The 17,228-nt window shown below is 63.4% G+C and carries 19 protein-coding genes; 15 read left to right on the top strand and 4 right to left on the bottom strand.

Translation table 11 applies throughout. The annotated features are described in order from the left end of the window. The first annotated feature begins 147 nt into the window (after positions 1 to 147). The 7 genes from J3D46_RS02870 (at position 148) to J3D46_RS02840 (ending at position 7,165) form a co-directional block, all read left to right on the top strand. Positions 148 to 1,662: a fumarylacetoacetate hydrolase family protein gene (locus J3D46_RS02870; RefSeq protein WP_308292015.1), complete on the top strand. Its 1,515-nt coding sequence runs from the start codon at positions 148 to 150 to the stop codon at positions 1,660 to 1,662. Beyond that, positions 1,655 to 2,338 carry a GntR family transcriptional regulator gene (locus J3D46_RS02865; RefSeq protein WP_253464951.1) on the top strand — a complete coding sequence of 228 codons (684 nt, stop codon included), beginning with the start codon at positions 1,655 to 1,657 and terminating at the stop codon, positions 2,336 to 2,338. Before J3D46_RS02870 ends, J3D46_RS02865 begins: the two co-directional genes overlap by 8 nt. Before the next feature lie 34 nt (positions 2,339 to 2,372). After that, on the top strand, positions 2,373 to 3,884 hold the full coding sequence (gene hpaE / locus J3D46_RS02860) for a 5-carboxymethyl-2-hydroxymuconate semialdehyde dehydrogenase (protein WP_253464949.1): 1,512 nt from the start codon (positions 2,373 to 2,375) through the stop codon (positions 3,882 to 3,884). Between the two features lie 104 nt (positions 3,885 to 3,988). Next, complete coding sequence (hpaD, locus tag J3D46_RS02855; protein WP_024818589.1) at positions 3,989 to 5,083, top strand: 3,4-dihydroxyphenylacetate 2,3-dioxygenase; 1,095 nt, start codon at positions 3,989 to 3,991, stop codon at positions 5,081 to 5,083. A gap of 4 nt (positions 5,084 to 5,087) precedes the next feature. Next, positions 5,088 to 5,873, top strand: a complete 786-nt coding sequence (gene hpaH / locus J3D46_RS02850) for a 2-oxo-hept-4-ene-1,7-dioate hydratase (protein WP_253464947.1) — start codon at positions 5,088 to 5,090, stop codon at positions 5,871 to 5,873. Beyond that, entirely contained in the window at positions 5,858 to 6,661 is an 804-nt protein-coding gene (locus J3D46_RS02845; protein ID WP_253464944.1) for an aldolase/citrate lyase family protein, read from the top strand. Before hpaH ends, J3D46_RS02845 begins: the two co-directional genes overlap by 16 nt. 66 nt (positions 6,662 to 6,727) lie before the next feature. Further along, entirely contained in the window at positions 6,728 to 7,165 is a 438-nt protein-coding gene (locus J3D46_RS02840) for a hypothetical protein (RefSeq protein WP_231340876.1), read from the top strand. Here J3D46_RS02840 and J3D46_RS02835 read toward each other — a convergent pair whose 3' ends face one another. Next, positions 7,166 to 7,522: a nuclear transport factor 2 family protein gene (locus J3D46_RS02835; protein WP_231340877.1), complete on the bottom strand. Its 357-nt coding sequence runs from the start codon at positions 7,520 to 7,522 to the stop codon at positions 7,166 to 7,168. It lies immediately after the preceding gene. Positions 7,523 to 7,575: 53 nt separating this feature from the next. Continuing rightward, a complete protein-coding gene (locus J3D46_RS02830) occupies positions 7,576 to 8,118 on the bottom strand; it encodes a hypothetical protein (protein WP_253464942.1) in 543 nt (180 codons plus the stop codon). A gap of 307 nt (positions 8,119 to 8,425) precedes the next feature. Between J3D46_RS02830 and J3D46_RS02825 the strand changes: the two genes are divergently transcribed. Beyond that, the gene (locus J3D46_RS02825; protein ID WP_231340879.1) at positions 8,426 to 9,634 is read left to right on the top strand and encodes an aspartate transaminase; all 1,209 of its coding nucleotides are present in this window, start codon (positions 8,426 to 8,428) and stop codon (positions 9,632 to 9,634) included. Positions 9,635 to 9,647: 13 nt separating this feature from the next. Continuing rightward, positions 9,648 to 10,322: a 4-carboxy-4-hydroxy-2-oxoadipate aldolase/oxaloacetate decarboxylase gene (locus J3D46_RS02820; protein ID WP_231340880.1), complete on the top strand. Its 675-nt coding sequence runs from the start codon at positions 9,648 to 9,650 to the stop codon at positions 10,320 to 10,322. 228 nt (positions 10,323 to 10,550) lie between these two features. Here J3D46_RS02820 and J3D46_RS02815 read toward each other — a convergent pair whose 3' ends face one another. Together J3D46_RS02815 and J3D46_RS02810 are read right to left on the bottom strand one after the other, a co-directional pair. Then, entirely contained in the window at positions 10,551 to 10,772 is a 222-nt protein-coding gene (locus J3D46_RS02815; RefSeq protein WP_090824211.1) for a hypothetical protein, read from the bottom strand. Between the two features lie 124 nt (positions 10,773 to 10,896). Continuing rightward, on the bottom strand, positions 10,897 to 11,841 hold the full coding sequence (locus J3D46_RS02810; protein WP_231340881.1) for a LysR substrate-binding domain-containing protein: 945 nt from the start codon (positions 11,839 to 11,841) through the stop codon (positions 10,897 to 10,899). 267 nt (positions 11,842 to 12,108) lie between these two features. On the opposite strand from J3D46_RS02810, the gene J3D46_RS02805 reads away from it, so the two are divergent. The 6 genes from J3D46_RS02805 (at position 12,109) to J3D46_RS02780 (ending at position 17,224) form a co-directional block, all read left to right on the top strand. Beyond that, positions 12,109 to 12,897, top strand: a complete 789-nt coding sequence (locus J3D46_RS02805; protein WP_231340882.1) for a LamB/YcsF family protein — start codon at positions 12,109 to 12,111, stop codon at positions 12,895 to 12,897. A 1-nt stretch (position 12,898) separates the two neighbouring features. Continuing rightward, positions 12,899 to 13,621: an allophanate hydrolase subunit 1 gene (locus J3D46_RS02800; protein ID WP_231340883.1), complete on the top strand. Its 723-nt coding sequence runs from the start codon at positions 12,899 to 12,901 to the stop codon at positions 13,619 to 13,621. Beyond that, the gene (locus J3D46_RS02795; protein ID WP_231340884.1) at positions 13,618 to 14,631 is read left to right on the top strand and encodes a biotin-dependent carboxyltransferase family protein; all 1,014 of its coding nucleotides are present in this window, start codon (positions 13,618 to 13,620) and stop codon (positions 14,629 to 14,631) included. The genes J3D46_RS02800 and J3D46_RS02795 overlap by 4 nt, the downstream gene beginning before the upstream one ends. A 56-nt stretch (positions 14,632 to 14,687) precedes the next feature. Beyond that, positions 14,688 to 16,028 carry an MFS transporter gene (locus tag J3D46_RS02790; protein WP_231340885.1) on the top strand — a complete coding sequence of 447 codons (1,341 nt, stop codon included), beginning with the start codon at positions 14,688 to 14,690 and terminating at the stop codon, positions 16,026 to 16,028. Between the two features lie 82 nt (positions 16,029 to 16,110). Further along, entirely contained in the window at positions 16,111 to 16,860 is a 750-nt protein-coding gene (locus J3D46_RS02785) for an SDR family oxidoreductase (RefSeq protein ID WP_231343471.1), read from the top strand. 130 nt (positions 16,861 to 16,990) lie between these two features. Next, the gene (locus tag J3D46_RS02780; protein WP_231343473.1) at positions 16,991 to 17,224 is read left to right on the top strand and encodes a hypothetical protein; all 234 of its coding nucleotides are present in this window, start codon (positions 16,991 to 16,993) and stop codon (positions 17,222 to 17,224) included. The last annotated feature ends 4 nt before the right edge of the window (positions 17,225 to 17,228 follow it).

Raw genomic sequence — 17,228 nt, 5'->3', positions numbered from 1 at the left:
TCGCAGCAGAGGGTGTTATGAGCGCTCAAAACGCCCTCTGTTGCGACTCAGGTGGGTTCCGGGAGGGGGTTGACGGGACGCTGATCGCGGGTCATAGTTATCGTATACGATTTCGTACTTGATTCAACTCGACGAAGAGGAGGCGCTGTGACACTGGAGTTCCGGACCCAGGAACTGAGCCAGGACATGCTGGCCCGGACGCGCAAGGTTATTGCGGTCCACATCAACTACCCCAGCCGTGCGGCACAGCGCGGGCGTAGTCCTGAGCAGCCGTCGTACTTCCTGAAGCCGTCCTCGTCTCTGGCGCTCGGCTCTGCTGATTCTCCCGGCGCCGTTGAGCGTCCCGCGGGTTGTGAACTGCTGGGCTACGAAGGCGAAATCGCCTTGGTCATCGGCAAGTCCGCCCGCCGCGTTGGCCTTGACGATGCATGGAGCCACGTCGAATGGGTCACTGCGTCCAACGACCTCGGCGTCTACGACCTCCGCTACGCAGACAAGGGCTCCAACGTCAGGTCCAAAGGCGGCGATGGCTTCACTCCCGTAGGCCCAGCGCTCATCCCGGCCGACGCCGTCGATCCCACCGGGCTGCGTATCCGCACCTGGCATAACGGGGACCTCGTCCAGGACGACACCACCGAGGACCTGCTCTTCCCGTTCGCGCAGCTCGTCGCCGACCTCTCGCAGCTGCTGACGCTCGAAGAGGGCGACATCATCCTCACCGGCACCCCCGCCGGTGCGTCGGTCGCCAAGCCGGGTGACGTCGTCGAAATTGAGGTCACCGGCGGTGATTTCAGCAGCGGACGCCTCGCCACCAAAGTCACGGAAGGTACGACGCCGTTCGCGGACTTTGGTGCCCGGCCCCAGACCGATGACACCCAGCGGGAAGAGGCGTACGGATCGAGGGAAGCGGCAGGACTGCCTGTTCCCGAAAATGCTTCCGTACTGACTCCGGAACTGAAGGCGAAGCTGGAAAGCGTCGCCACGGCAACCCTTTCTTCCCAGCTCCGCAAGCGCGGGCTGAACAACGTGAGCATCGACGGCCTGCAGGCCACCCGCCCGGACCGCAAGGTGGTGGGCCTGGCCAGGACCCTGCGTTATGTTCCCAACCGCGAGGATCTCTTCAAGACCCATGGCGGCGGATTCAATGCCCAGAAGCGCGCGATCGATTCCGTGAACGACGGCGAAATCCTGGTCATGGAAGCCCGCGGCGAGAAGGGCACTGGCACTGTGGGGGACATCCTGGCACTGCGTGCCCAGGTTCGGGGAGCTGCTGCGATCATCACCGACGGCGGCGTCCGCGACTACTCGGCGGTGGCCGAGCTGGAGATGCCCACCTACTTCGCAAACCCGCACCCGGCAGTGCTGGGACGCAGGCACATTCCGTGGGACACGGACATCACCATCGCCTGCGGCGGAGCGACCGTGCAGCCCGGCGACATCATCGTGGCCGACTCCGACGGCATCCTGGTGATCCCGCCGGCCATCGCCGAGGAACTGGTGGATGACTGCATCGCCCAGGAAAAGGAAGAGACGTTCATCTTCCAGATGGTCCAGGAAGGCAACAGCGTGGATGGGCTCTACCCCATGAACGCGGAATGGCAGGCACGGTACGCGGAATGGTCCGCTCGCCGGCAAACCGGGGAAGGAGCCCACAGTGACTGAAACCGCCGTCGGAAGCAGCGCCGTCGAAAGTGCCTCCCAAAGCAAGTCACAGCAGGCGTATGCCGCCGTGAAGGCTCGAATTATTGAAGGGACATACACGCCGGGTTACCGGCTGGTGCTCGCCAAGATCGCCGAGGATTTGGGCTTCAGCGTGGTTCCCGTGCGGGAAGCGATCCGTCGGCTGGAGGCCGAAGGGCTGGTGAAGTTCGAACGGAACGTGGGCGCCACGGTGTCCGGCATCGACCCCACGGAGTACCTGTACACGATGCAGACGTTGAGCATCGTGGAGGGCGCGGCCACAGCGTTGTCCGCTCCGCTGATTGATCCGGTTTCCATTGCCCGGGCGCGTGCGGTGAACGAGGAGATGCGCGAATGCCTGGAGCACTTCGACCCCGTCCGCTTCACGGCCTTGAACCAGGACTTCCACAGTGTCCTGTTTGAGCACTGCCCCAACCCTCACATTCTTGACCTCGTCCACAGGGGCTGGAACAGGCTGGCCTCGCTTCGCTCCTCAACCTTCAGATTTGTCCCCGGCCGCGCGCAGGAATCGGTGCGTGAACACGAGGCGCTGCTGCAGCTCATTGAGAGTGCGGCCGACGCCGACACCATTGAAAAAGCAGCCCGCCAGCACCGCGCCGCCACCCTGGACGCGTACTTGGCGCAAGCCAAACAGTAAACCGCCACACTGATCACCAGTTAGGACTTCAACGATGACGACCTCTGTAGAGACCGCCAAGCATTACATTCCCGAGAACCTGCCGTCCCACATCCAGCACTTCATCAATGGCGAGTTCGTTGACTCCGTGTCCGGTAAGACGTTCGATGTCCTGGACCCGGTGTCCAACGGCAACTACGCCACCGCGGCTGCAGGCCAGAAGGAAGACATTGACCTCGCTGTCGCCGCGGCACGCGAAGCCTTCGTCAATGGCCCGTGGCCGAAGATGAAGCCGCGCGAACGTGCCCGTGTGCTGCACAAGATCGCCGACGCCGTGGAGGCCCAGGAAGCCCGCCTCGCCGAACTCGAAACGTTCGATACCGGCCTGCCGATCACCCAGGCCAAGGGCCAGGCGCTCCGAGCTGCCGAGAACTTCCGCTTCTTCGCGGACCTGATCGTGGCCCAGTTCGACGACGCCATGAAGGTCCCGGGCTCGCAGATCAACTACGTGAACCGGAAGCCGATCGGCGTCGCAGGCCTCATCACCCCGTGGAACACCCCGTTCATGCTGGAGTCCTGGAAGCTCGCCCCGGCCTTGGCAACGGGCAACACTGTGGTGCTCAAGCCTGCTGAGTTCACCCCCTTGTCCGCGTCCCTGTGGGCGCAGATCTTCAAGGACGCCGGCCTGCCCGACGGTGTATTCAACCTGGTCAACGGCCTGGGCGAAGAAGCCGGCGATGCCCTGGTGAAGCACCCTGACGTACCGTTGATCTCCTTCACCGGCGAGACCACCACGGGCCAGACCATCTTCCGCAACGCCGCAGCCAACCTCAAGGGCCTGTCTATGGAGCTCGGCGGCAAGTCCCCGTGCGTCGTGTTCGCTGACGCCGACCTGGATGCCGCGATCGATTCGGCATTGTTCGGGGTCTTCTCCCTCAACGGCGAACGCTGCACGGCCGGTTCCCGCATCCTGGTGGAGCGGGCCATCTACGACGAATTCTGTGAAAAGTACGCCGCCCGGGCTAAGAACATCGTGGTGGGCGATCCCCACGATCCCAAGACCCAGGTTGGTGCCTTGGTTCACCCGGAGCACTACAACAAGGTGGCGTCCTACGTGGAGATCGGCAAGTCTGAAGGTCGGCTCCTGGCCGGCGGCGGCCGACCCGACCACCTGCCCGAAGGCAACTACATCGCACCCACGGTGTTTGCCGACGTCGCGCCTGACGCGCGGATTTTCCAGGAGGAAATCTTCGGTCCCGTCGTGGCCATCACGCCCTTCGAGAACGACGACGAAGCCCTCGCCTTGGCGAACAACACCAAGTACGGCCTGGCGGCCTACATCTGGACCCAGAACCTGACCCGGGCCCACAACTTCTCCCAAAACGTGGAGGCCGGCATGGTGTGGCTCAACAGCCACAACGTCCGCGACCTCCGGACCCCGTTCGGTGGCGTGAAAGCTTCCGGCCTGGGCCATGAGGGTGGCTACCGCTCCATCGATTTCTACACCGACCAGCAGGCCGTGCACATCACGCTCGGATCCGTTCACACCCCCAAATTCGGCGCCTAAACTCGGAGTTTTTGTACAGATAACGCCCCTAAAACCCGTTCTAAAGGGCCGTACCTGTACAAAAACTCCATCCAAATGACCCCTTTCAACGAAGAGAGAATCCCATGAGCAACTTCACCGGCCCCATCCCCACGCCCACGGTCCCGGCACCGGACATCGTCCGCTGCGCCTACCTGGAACTCGTAGTCACGGACCTGGCCAAATCCCGCGCGTTCTACGTGGACCTCCTCGGCCTGCACGTCACCGAGGAAGACGAGAACACCATCTACCTGCGCTCCTTCGAGGAGTTCATTCACCACAACCTGGTGTTGCGCAAGGGCCCGGTGGCCGCAGCAGCAGCGTTCGCGTACCGCGTGAAGTCCCCGGCTGAAGTGGACGCCGCCGAGGCGTACTACCGCGAACTGGGTTGCCGGGTGGAGCGCCGCAAGGAAGGCTTCACCAAAGGCGTGGGCGACTCCGTCCGCGTGGAAGATCCGTTGGGCTTCCCGTACGAGTTCTTCTACGACGTTGAGCACGTCGAACGCCTCACCCAGCGCTACGACCTCTACTCCGCCGGCGAACTGGTCCGCCTGGACCACTTCAACCAGGTCACCCCGGACGTCCCGCGCGGCCGCAAGTACCTCGAAGACCTCGGCTTCCGCGTCTCCGAAGACATCAAGGACTCCGACGGCGTCACGTACGCCGCGTGGATGCACCGCAAGCAGACCGTGCACGACACCGCACTGACCGGTGGCAACGGACCCCGCCTGCACCACATCGCGTTCTCCACGCACGAGAAGCACAACATCATCCAGATCTGCGACAAGATGGGCGCCCTGCGCATCTCCGACCGCATCGAACGCGGCCCCGGCCGCCACGGCGTGTCCAACGCGTTCTACCTCTACATCCTGGACCCGGACGGCCACCGCGTGGAGATCTACACCCAGGACTACTACACCGGCGATCCGGACAACCCCACGGTCACCTGGGACGTCCACGACAACCAGCGCCGCGACTGGTGGGGCAACCCCGTGGTCCCGTCCTGGTACACCGAGGCCTCCCTGGTCCTGGACCTCGACGGCAACCCCCAGCCCATCATCGAACGCGAGGACAAATCCGAAATGGCCGTCACCGTGGGCGCCGACGGCTTCTCCTACACCCGCCCGGACGCGGCGTCCGGCGAGGCTGCCGAAGGATTCAAGCTCGGGGCGCAGGTCTAGGACCATGTTGGACGCGAAGACGATCGAAGCCATTGCCGACGAGCTCCTCGAAGCCGGCCGGAACCGCAAACCGGTGCCGCGCCTCACCGCCCGCTACCCCGACATGACGGTGGAGGACTCCTACGCCGTGCAGCAGTTGTGGATGCGGCGGAACGAGGAAGCCGGTCGCACGTTGGTGGGGCGCAAGATCGGCCTCACGTCCAAGGCCATGCAAGCCGCCACAGGCATCACCGAACCGGATTACGGTGCCATTTTTGATGACATGGTCCTGGATACCGGGTGCTCCGTGGAGTGGGACAAGTACACGCATCCCCGGGTTGAGGTGGAACTTGCCTTTGTCCTCAAGGACGCGCTGAAGGGGCCAGGCTGCACCATCTTCGATGTCCTCAACGCCACCGACTACGTGGTTCCGGCCCTCGAAATCCTGGACTCCAGGATCGAGATGGAGGGCCGGACCATCGTGGACACCATCTCGGACAACGCCGCGATGGGCGCCATGGTGGTGGGCGGCCGCCCGGTGCGGCCGGACGCCGTCGACCTCCGATGGGTCTCCGCCATCCTGTACAAAAACCAGACCGTGGAAGAGACCGGCGTCGCGGCCGGAGTACTCGACCACCCGGCCAACGGAGTGCACTGGCTGGCCAACAAGATCGCCGCGCATGGGGACTCGATGAAGGCCGGAGACATCGTCCTCGCGGGCTCGTTTACGCGCCCGCTGTGGGTGTACAAAGGGGATACCGTGCACGCTGATTACGGACCGTTGGGAGTGGTGACATGCCAATTCGACTAAGCCCCACCTTCTACTCGGCCCTCTCTGAGGCCGGCCGGCCCCTGGCGGGCATGTGGGTCTGCTCCGGCAGCCCACTGGTCGCCGAGATCTGCGCCGGATCCGGTCTGGACTGGGTACTGATCGACGCCGAGCACAGTCCCAACGGGCTCGAATCGATCCTCGCCCAACTCCATGCCGTCAGCGGTTACCCCGTACAGGCCATGGTCCGTCCACCGGTCAACGACACCGTGGTCATCAAGCAGTACCTGGACCTCGGTGTGCAGAACCTGATGATCCCCATGGTGAACTCGGCCTTTGATGCCGCGACTGCGGTTGCCGCTGTCCGCTACCCGCCGCACGGTGTTCGCGGCGTCGGATCCGCACTGGCCCGTTCCGCACGCTGGAACCGCGTCCCGGACTACCTGGCTACCGCCTCGGAGACCATCAGCCTCACCGTCCAGATCGAATCCGAAGCCGCAGCATCCGCGGTGAAAGAGATCCTGGCCGTCGACGGCGTGGACGGCATCTTCCTGGGCCCCTCGGACCTCGCAGCATCCATGGGCCTGCTGGGACAGCAGGAAAATCCCATGGTGAGGGCCGTCGTCGAGCACTGCCTTGAAGCCGCCAAAGCGGCTGGGAAACCGGCCGGCGTGAACGCCTTCAACGAATCAACCGCCCGGGCCTATCTCGACGCCGGTGCCTCCTTTGTGCTGGTCGGCGCCGATGTAGCGGTGCTGGCCCGCGCGTCGGAAGGGTTCGCGTCAACGTTCATTCCCGTGTCTGAAACGGCTGAGCGCGAAAGCTACTGACCTGTTCTTGTCCGCGGTAGACGGTGGGCTAGGCTCGACGGAACGAGAGCCTGAGGGGGCAGTGCCATGAATCGTCGTGTTGTAGCTGTAGCGTCCGTTGTTGCCGTGCTCGGACTGGCCGGTTGTTCGTCGCCGACTGGCCCGGATGTCCTGGCGCGGGAAGCGACGGCCGAGGACGAGCTTCCGGAGACCGTGAGCCTCATCAGTGTGGATACGGACATCAAAGCGGGGTCAGCCCGATTGCTGGCAACCCACGACGATGTGGAGTACTTCGCGGCCAAGAGTTCCACTGGTGGGTCTGCCTGCTTGATTACGGTGCCTGTAGGACTCCCGGGGCGGTGGAGGGCGGGGTGCGCAGCGGTAGCGACTGGTGAGGACATCGTCACCTTGACTAACTTTGACGATTCACAAGCGAAGCTCATCAATGACGGCGTGGATGCCGGCCAGTCGAAATACGACGGATGGACCCAGGTCCACCCCAACCTCCTGTACAAACCCCGCTAGCTATTTGCGGGCCATGTACCATTCCGTGAACTCGCGTGCCCGGCCGTCCTCAGCGAAGCGGATCACCCACAGATTGTCGTAGGTGGGGTCCCCGTTCAGATACGTGGTGAGGCCTTGGACGAAGGCAGTATCGCCTTCCCTGCCCAGGAGCGTCCACTCGAAGGTCCAATCCTCGGGCTGGTCACCGGCGTCGGCCCACCCTTTGACGATCTCTTCGTGGCCGTTCCAGGGTTTCGAGGTGTTGGGCCGGTCGTTGTAGACGGCATCTTCCGTGAAGAGCGCCCGGATGTCGTCGGGCTCATTCGACGTCCAGGCGCGTTCGTACTTGTCCATCCAGGAATTCACATCATTGCTCATCTACCCGTTCTACCTTCCGGGGCCGGCGGGTTCAACGGTGAGGGCCGGAGACACTAGGCCGGCCGGGCGATTCCCCGCGTTGCCCGGCGGATGTGGTCAGGAGTGAGTCCGGTCAGCGAGGCGAGCTCCAAGTCATCGCAGACCTGGTTTCGGAGGGCGATCACCATCAGTGCCCCGCGGCGTTCCGTGATCTGGTCACGATGCCGTTCGGCTGTCCTGAGTTCCCCGCTTTTCTGCTTCAACGCAGCCACCTGCGTGCTGCGGGGGAGGCCGCTCGGATGGAGATCGTCATAAGCCAAAGCGATGGTCCTGACTGATTTCATGTTTTCCCCGGTGACCGCTGAAACAGTGGCGATGGTGAGCCCGTCCTCAATCGCCTGGGCGATCAGCTCGTTTCGGGCAGCAGTAAGGGTGCGGATGGCGGCCGTTGCGTGGGACAGGACCTGCCGATGGACCCCTAAGGCCTGCGCGAGCTTGGCACGTTCAGCGTGGTCCGGGGCCTGCGGTCGCGTTGCCTTCGCCCGGTAGGCGTACCGTCCGGTGGCTGCGCGACCTTGCAGTGAAACGCCGCGGGCTGAGCTGGTTTGGGCCGGCATTGGCTCCCTTTCGGTTCCGGAACAGCGCTTCTGACCCTTCGAATCTAGGCACTGTTCACCGGTGCAAGGAAATACCAATACCGCGTGAACCCATAAGCAAGGTGCATGGAAGAAGTGTCCCAAGGCGCGTCTGTGCGGATTCTGTCCAGCTAATGCCTGCAGAAACCCCACAGCGGGATCCACGTCATAAGACCCCCTTATAGATCCACGCACATTAGGTCTTATCCACAGCGCCCACGGATCCCTAGTCTCGAAAAAGGGGATACGCGAATCCGCGCGTCCTGAGTCCCACATTCCTGGAGGAGACATGTCCGACTACCTGCCGGCGTCGAGGGTCACCCGCATCAAGTCCTCAGCGAGCGTCGCCGCGGCCGCCCGCGTCCGCGAACTCAAAGCCGAAGGCATCCCGATTATCGACATGACCGTCGGCGAGCCGGACTTTGATACCCCGGACCACATCAAAGCCGCCGCCATCGAGGCGATCAACAACGGCGAGACCAAGTACACGTCGGTGACTGGCACGCCGGAGCTGCAGACCGCCATCCTGCGCAAAATCGAGGGCCACACCGGCCACCATTATGGGCGCAACCAGCTGACCATCGGCGGCGGAGCCAAGCAGGTCCTGTACGTTGCCCTGATGGCATCCCTTAATGCGGGCGATGAAGTGATCGTCCCCGCGCCGTACTGGGTTTCCTACCCGGACATGGTTCTCGCCAACGACGGCACTCCTGTGATCATTGCCTGCGGCGAAGATACGGGCTTCAAGCTCACCCCGGATGCCCTTGCAAAGGCCATCACCCCCAACACCAAGTGGCTCATCCTCAACGCGCCGTCCAACCCCACCGGCGCCGTGTACACCCGCGAGGAACTGCAGGCACTCGGTGCGGTCCTTGAGCAGCACCCGCAAGTCTTCATCCTCACTGACGAGATTTACGACGAAATCCACTTCGGCGACGGCCGCGTGACCAGCCTGGTCACGGCGGTGCCGGCGCTCAAGGACCGCATCCTGCTGGTCAACGGCGTCTCCAAGGCCTATGCCATGACCGGCTGGCGGCTCGGCTACGGCGTGGGACCGGCTCCCCTGATTGCGGCCATGAACAAGCTGCAATCCCAGACGTCATCGTGTCCGTCGTCCATCAGCCAGGCCGCCGCAGTGGCGGCGCTGAACGGTGATCAGTCGTTCGTCCGCGACAGCGTGGAGGTGTACCGCAAGCGCCGGGATACCGCCGTCGAGGGTCTCAACGCCATCAACGGCCTGTCCGTCGCGCCGGCTGAAGGCGCCTTCTATGCCTACGTGAACTGCGGAGGGGTAATCGGCAAGGCTACGCCCGACGGCAAGGTCATCGAGAACGACCAGGACTTCACGCTCTACCTGTTGGACGCCGCACGCGTGGCCGTCATCCAAGGCTCGGCCTACGGCCTGGGCCCGTACTTCCGGATCTCCTTCGCCACCTCGCTGGAGACCATCAACGCCGGCGTGGACTCCATCCGCGATGCCGTCAACGCCCTCAACTAGAAAGATTCAGACCATGATCCACGTCAAGACCAAATTCGAGCGCCCCGATGCGGACGTCGTCAGCCGCCTCGCGGCCTTTTCCTCCGCCACGATCCACGAAGCACAGGGCCGCCGTGGCGCCTTGAGTTCCAGGATCAAGCCGATCGACCGTTCCATGTCCTTCTGCGGTCCCGCCGTCACGGTCGCCTGCGCACCCCAGGACAACCTCATGCTCCAGGTCGCCATCCACTACGCACAGGCCGGCGACGTGGTGCTGGTCGGCGCCCAGGAAATGGCGGAAGCCGGCACGTTCGGTGACGTCCTGGGCAACGCCATGAAGGCCAAGGGCATCGCCGCGATGGTCACTGATTCCGGCGTGCGCGATACCCAGGACCTGATTGAACTCGGCCTGCCCGTCTTCTCCGGCAGCGTCAGCATCAAGGGCACTGTCAAGGAAACCCTCGGCCCCATCAACCACCCGATCGTCTTCGGCGACGAAATCATTTATCCCGGCGACATCCTTCGTGGTGACGCTGACGGCGTGGTGGTTGTCCGCCGCGAGGAGGCGGAGGAAGTCATCGCACTGTCCCAGGCCCGCGACGACCACGAGCGCGAACTCATCAAGCTCTACCACGACGGTGGCAACACCATCGAGCTGTGCGGCCTCACCGACAAGCTCAAGGAGAAGGGCCTCCTGGTCGAAGACTAGGCTCTTGCGCCAATGCCGGCTCCGCGTCTTGAAGGGCGCGGGGCCGGCCCTTTCGGCGTGCCTCCCAGCATGTTTTTGGGCATGGGAAAGGCGCCTTGCCCGGACTCCTGGGTCACTAGGACTCCTGGGTCACTAGGACTCTTAGGTCTCTACGGGGGGCATGGCGCCTTAGGATGCTGCAGCTCTGCTTGACGTTCGACGACGGGTGGCCGGGTCGCGGGGGCTGGCTCAGTCCAGTCCGGAGTGCCCGGGCCGTGTGTCCACCAAATGCCATTCGATGCTGTTGCCGGCGTGCGTGGGCATCAGGCTGCCTTCAAAGACGAACAGCGGCTCGCCGATCCCTCCGAGCGGACGCCAAAAACCATTCCGGGGGCAATGGAATCCGGTCCGTGCGCTGACCGTTCCGCGGGTTGGATTTGATACCCATCCGGCTGTGCTGATCTTTTTCACCGTTGTTTCCTTTGAACTTGCCCGCGGAATCCGTGAGCTGGTTTCGAATTGTTTGTTAATTCGATATTAGGAAATTAATACGGTCTTGAATAAGACCAAAGCCGTCTGTCCGGATAAGGCTTTGTTATGGATGGGCCGGGAGTTGCACGGGGTCGGTCCCATACTTGTTGATCAATTGTTGATGCAGCATCTCCTTGACCACCAGCAGCACGGCAGAGGCAGCCTCGGACAGTGGCTCGTGGTCCGGGGTGCAGAGGGCGATTTTGCTCTGCAGTCCGGGTTCCACGATCCGCAGCACCTTGAAGTCCTGGTCCGGGAAGAGCGCATCCGCGGCCGACTTGGGCAACACCGTGCCGCCGAGGTTGGCGCGGATGAGCCGGGTGAGGGAGGGGACGGATTCCACTTCGCCCACCAGTTTCAACGGCAGGTCCTGATCAGCCAAACCCTTCTCGATGAGCTGGCGCAGGGTGTGGTTCTTTTCCGGGAGGAACAGCCCCACGGTGCTGGCTTCGGCAAGGGTGATGGTGTCCCTGCCGTGGTCGATGTCCACATCAGGGTGCACCACCAAGTGGAGGTCTTCCACGATCATGGTGGTGAACTGAACCCCACGGATCTTCCCGGGCTCGTAGATCAGTGCCATGTCCAGGCGGCCGTTCTTGATGGCCTCGCTCAATACGCCGCCGAAGATCTCCGTCAGATGGACCACGATGTCCGGGTAGCGCCGGCCAACTTCGCTGATGATCTGGGGTGTCAGGCTGGAGGCCATGCTGTAAGGCGCGATCGCTATGGAGACGCGGCCGGAGGGTGCGGCCCCCGAGGATGCGACGTCTTGCCTGGCCTGTTCCACCAGCCGCAGGATCGACTGTGCGTGGCGGTAGAGCGTGTGCCCGGCAGCGGTGGGTTCCACGCCTTGTTTGCTACGGATCAGCAGGCGCTGCTTGAGGTCGTTCTCCAGTGCTGATACCTGCTGGCTCAAGGCCGGCTGGGCCACGTGGAGCGCGGCCGCGGCTTTGGTGATGCTGCCTGAATCAACGATCTGCACGAAGTATGAGAGCTTGCGCGTATCCATCGGTCTGCCTTCCTGGAGGGCCACGTCCCCGGGTGGCATGCGTTAGGGAAATTCTATCCGGGCGCCTGTGGGACCCAAGACACAGTACAGGGTGGTGCAGGTCATAACGGAGAGCTATCACGGGATAGCTATTAGGTCTTTGTGCAACGTGGTTGACCGATGCGAGACTTTTGGAAAGAACTTCAGGCGACGCTTTGGGATTCCAGGAGCGCCTGCCGTTTCCTCGGAATTAAATTCCAATGAAAAAACCCACGGAAAGAGAACCACGTGAACCCGACAATTGATCTTGTAGCGGATCTTGGAGAGGGATTTGGCGCCTACACCATTGGCGACGACTCCGAACTCCTGGAGATCGTAACAAGTGCCAATATCGCATGCGGGTTCCATGCCGGTGACCCCGACATCATGGCCGCCACTGTTGCCGCATGCGTTCGCCGCGGAGTAGGCATCGGGGCTCACCCGAGCTTCCCGGACCTGCGTGGGTTTGGTCGGCGTGACATGGGACTTTCTGCCAGCGAGGTTCAGAACGATGTCCTGTACCAACTGGGTGCCCTCAACGGCTTCGCGTCTTTCCACGGCACCAAGGTCACGCACATCGCTCCACACGGCCGGCTCGGCAACCTCGTCGCTGTCCGCGCCGACTACGCCCAGGCTGTGGCTGACGCTGCGGCCCGCGTGGACAACGAGCTCATCGTGGTGGCCCAGGAAGGCGAACTGGCTGCAGCGTCACGCAACGCCGGGCTCGACGTCGCAATCGTCGGCATCGTGGACCGTGCCTACCAGGAAGACGGCACGCTGGTTCCCCGCAGCCAGCCAGGTGCTGTGCTGCACGATCCCACGGAGATTGTTGAGCGCACGCTCCGCATGGTGGTTGAGGGCAAGATCCGCTGCGCCAACGGTGTGGACCTGGACATCGACGTCGACACCCTCCTCCTGCACGGGGACAACCCCGGCGCCGTGGAACTGGCCCGCCGGATCCGTTCCGCACTCATCTCCGCCGGCGTCACCATCTCCCCCCTCACGGAGGTCATGGACGCCAAGAGGAAGGCGGCCTGAGATGCCCGTGCTCACAGCGGCTCCCACCGAGATCTACGAATCCGGAGACTCCGCACTGCGTGTGGTTGCTATCTCCGAAGCGGGCGAACAGAACTGGCTGACCGTGCACGGACTGGCCGACTGGCTGGAAAGCTGCGGCGCTGAAGGCCTGCACGGAGCAGTTCCTACCTATGACTCCGTGCTGGTTGAATTCGATCCGATCCTCGTTTCGGCACGCCAGGTGCGCGCCTTCGTCAAACTCGGTCTCCTGGAAATCGCCCATTCCGGCGAGACAGCCAACGCACCCCGCGAGTTCGACGTTCCCGTGGCCTATGGCGGCGAGTACGGTCCGGACCTGGAGCGCGTTGCGCAGTACCAAGGGATTGCTGCGGACGAAGTCATCCGCCTCCACACTGAAAAGACCTACACCGTTCGTTGCCTGGGCGCGCCCGCAGGCTCGCCCATGATGGATGGCCCCGCGTTCCCCAAACCGGTGCCGCGCCTCAAGGACCCACGGCTCAGCGTTCCCGCTGGTGCAGTGGCCGTAGCCGGGCGACAAGCTGTCATCGCTCCGGCGGTGGCCCCCGGAGGCTGGTGCGTCATTGGACAGACCCCGCTGTCAGTCCTGAACATCCGTCGTGAACCGTTGGTCCCTTACAAGCCGGGCGACATCCTGCGGTTCCGGCAGATCCGCTCCGAGGACTTCAGCGACTTCGTGGGCATGGAACTGGAGCCCCTGCCATGAGCGGCGAAATCCTGATCCAGCAGCCCGGCAATTCGGTTGTCACGGACCTTGGAAGGACCCGCGGCCCCCGTTTCGGACTTCCCGTCAACGGTGCCCTGGACCAGTACTCGGCCCGTGCCGCCAACATCCTGGCCGGCAACCTGGACAACCATCCCTTGGTAGAGATCACCGCCCTCGACTTCCGGATGAAGGCCACCACCGACATCCTGATCGCCGTCACTGGTGCTCCGCTCACGCTCACTATTGGTGGGCGCCCCTCCACCCAGTGGGAACCCGTCTCGGTCCGTGCAGGTGAAACAGTGTCCATCCGGGGGATCCACCACGGCCTCCGCGCGTACCTGGCCGTCCACGGCTCGATCGAGGCAGAAACACTGCTGGGCAGCGTCGCCCCGGACACCGTGGTGGGCTTCGGGCTTCAGCTCAAAGAAGGGACCAGCCTCCTGGCCCGCAAGAGTGTTGGCCCCGTTCGTCAGCCGTATTTTGATCTTCCGCTCTTCCGGCTGGGCCTTGAACGGCCCCGCATGGACTCAGACTTGTTGGTCGACGTGACCGACGGGCCGGACGTCGCCGAGTTTGGTGAATCCGGCGAGTTGCTCTTTACCTCGGAATACGCCGTCAGTGGCCGCAGCAACCACATCGGTTTGCGGCTCGGCGGGGAACTTCCGGAAAGAACCTCAAGCGGCGAAGTCCTTTCCCGCGGAGTGCCAGTGGGCGCCGTCGAGGTTCCTTCAAGGGAAGAGCTGCTGGTACTGCACCGGGGCCGCGGCGTCACCGCCGGGTATCCCGTACTCGCAGTAGTTACCAGCACCGGACTGGATGTCCTGGCCCAAGCGAGGCCAGGGGACAAAGTCCGTTTTCGGAAAACCACAGTGGCAGAAGCAACTGCCACCCACAGGCGCTCGCGGGCCCAACTTGAAACCCTCCGCGAATCCGTCAACACCGTCTTCGGACTCCTCGGCATCGGATGCCGTCCCCAGTGGCAGGACCTACCAGTTGCGGCATGCAGCTAATAACCCTGTCGTCAGACCAGTAGGCGTTGCTACGCTCATCCCAGTAAGGAAAAGTCATGACCGCAAGCACCAACGCTGCGCCAGTGCAGCATGAGCGGCTCACCAGCCGCCAAACCCGCAAGGTTGTCACCGCAGGTTGTGTTGGCATCTTCGTGGAACTGTACGACAACGGCATTTTCGCCTTCATGGCGGGAACACTGGCCCTCGTCTTTCTCGCGCCGGGCAACCCGGACAACGCCCTGCTCTTCGTGTTCGCCGGTTACGCGGTGTCGTTCTTCGTCCGCCCGCTTGGCGCTGTGGTGTGTGGGTACCTTGGAGACCGGATCGGCAGGCAAAAGCTTCTCGTCTTTGTCATCCTCCTGATCAGTGTGGCCACTGCCGGTATCGGCCTGCTGCCTCCCTATGCGGCCATCGGCGTCGCGGCGCCCATCCTCTTGGTCCTCCTGCGCCTCCTGCAAGGCTTCTCCGTTGGTGGCGAGGCTGCCGGCGCCATGACCTTCCTCGCTGAGCACGCCCCTGAGGGCAAGCGCGGCATCATCACCTCCTACGCACAGATCGCCTCCTTCGCAGCTCTGCTTACCGGCACTTTGGTGGCCTTCTCCATGTCTCCCTGGCTCACCCAGGCAGCCATCGACGGCGGAGGGTTCGGTTCGTTCGCATGGCGCATCCCGTTCCTGGTCGCCATCCCCATGGGCATCATCGGCTGGTACATCCGCAAGGCCATCAGCGACACCCCCAACTTCGAGAAGCTGAAGGAAGAGGGCGGTCTCTCCAAGAACCCGCTCAAGGAAGCCTTCCAGTCCAAGGAGCACCGCCGCGCAATGCTCCTGGCCCTCTTCATCCCGCTGATGAATGGCTCCGGCTACTACGTCCTGTTCTCCTACATGCCCACGTTCCTCAAGGGCAAGCAACTGAACTTCACCATCGGTGAAGCCCTCCTGGTCACCGCCTGCAGCCTGGTTGTCATCTGCATCGCCATCCCGTTCATGGGAGCCCTGTCCGACCGCGTCGGTCGCAAGAAGGTCATCGCCGGCTCGGCCATCGCCATGGCAGTCCTTGGAATCCCGTCCTACGCCCTGATTGCCACCGGCGAGATGGGCCTGGCCATCCTCGGTGCCTGCATCATGGCCATCGTCTTCGCCGGCCACACCGCCGTCATCCACATCCTGATCGTCGAACTGTTCCCCACCCGTGTCCGCTACTCCGCTTACGGCCTCGGCTACAACATCTCTTCGGCCCTCTTTGGCGGCACGGCACCGCTGCTGATGACCTGGCTGATCGGCAGCACCGGCAACATCTACATGCCGGCCTTCTACGCAGTCATTACCGCGCTCGGCACGCTCATCGCGGTCAGCACGGTCAAGGACCGCGCCCACGAACCGCTGCGCGACGCCTAGCCCTACCCACACAGTGAAGTGCGCCGGGCTTCCGGGCCCGGCGCACTGAGCCCCACCGATTCCCCACCTTTTGGAGAACCCAATGTCTTTTTCTGACTACACCACCGCCCTCGTCACCGGAGCTTCCACCGGTATGGGTGCAGCCATTGCCGAACGGCTTGCCAAGCGCGGCCTGACCGTACATGCCGTGGCCCGCAACGAGGAACGCCTCGCCGAACTGGCCGACCGCACCGGAGCCATCCCGCACGTCGTGGACCTGACCGACACAGCCGCGCTGGCCGCCGTCGTGAGCGACCTCAAGGTGGACGTCCTGGTGAACTGTGCCGGAGTTTCCCGGCCGGGCAACATCCTGGACTCGTCCGAAGAGGACATCGACGAGCTGGTGGACGTGAACCTTCGTGGCCTGCTGCAGCTCACCCGTCTGGTCCTGCCGGGCATGGTGGAGCGCGACCTCGGCCACGTCATCAACATCAGCTCCATCGCCGGTGTCTACAACTTCTACGGCCACACGGTTTACCACGCCACCAAAGCGGCCGTGCACCAGATCTCCCGCCAACTCCGGAACGACACCGTGGGCAAGCGCATTCGCGTGACCGAGATCTGCCCCGGGCGGGTGGAGACAGAGATCTTCGGCCGCAACCTGGGCGGCACGCCCGAGGCCATGGAAGAAGCCTGGCAGACCTACTACGAGGGCTATGAGTCGCTCACGACCGACGACATCGTGAACGCCCTGGACTACGCCATCGAAACGCCGCGCCACGTGAACGTGGGCATGCTTGAACTCATGCCGACGTTCCAGGTTCCTGGTGGCCTGACGTTCGACCGCCGCTGACTGTCCCGATTCAGCAGCCCTAAGGTTCCGGTGGCATCACTCCCGCCACCGGAAATACAAGCTGGCGGCCGCTCTCCCGCGGCCGCCAGCACCCGTTTAACCGCTGTTTTACGAGTGAAAGTCACAGCTGATGAGAAGGGCATTGTGCCTCGCCGACAGGAGAGACTGGGACGCCGAGGACTTCGATAACCTCGACGAATACCGGCAGGAGCCGCGGAGGCAGCAGCTGATCTGCATGGCCTGCGGGGGCAAGGCAATGTTCCGCACCGCCGGGCCTGGCCGTAAAGCGACGTTCAGCGCACGGCATACCGACGACTGCTGCCTGAACTCCCGCACATGGACCGTGTTCCGGTACCTGCAGTAGCGGC

Origin of the sequence: Paenarthrobacter sp. A20 (assembly GCF_024168825.1) — a bacterium.
Lineage (GTDB): Bacteria > Actinomycetota > Actinomycetes > Actinomycetales > Micrococcaceae > Arthrobacter.
Note: the sequence above shows the minus strand (reverse complement) of the source record. Positions and strands in the feature narration are given on the sequence as shown.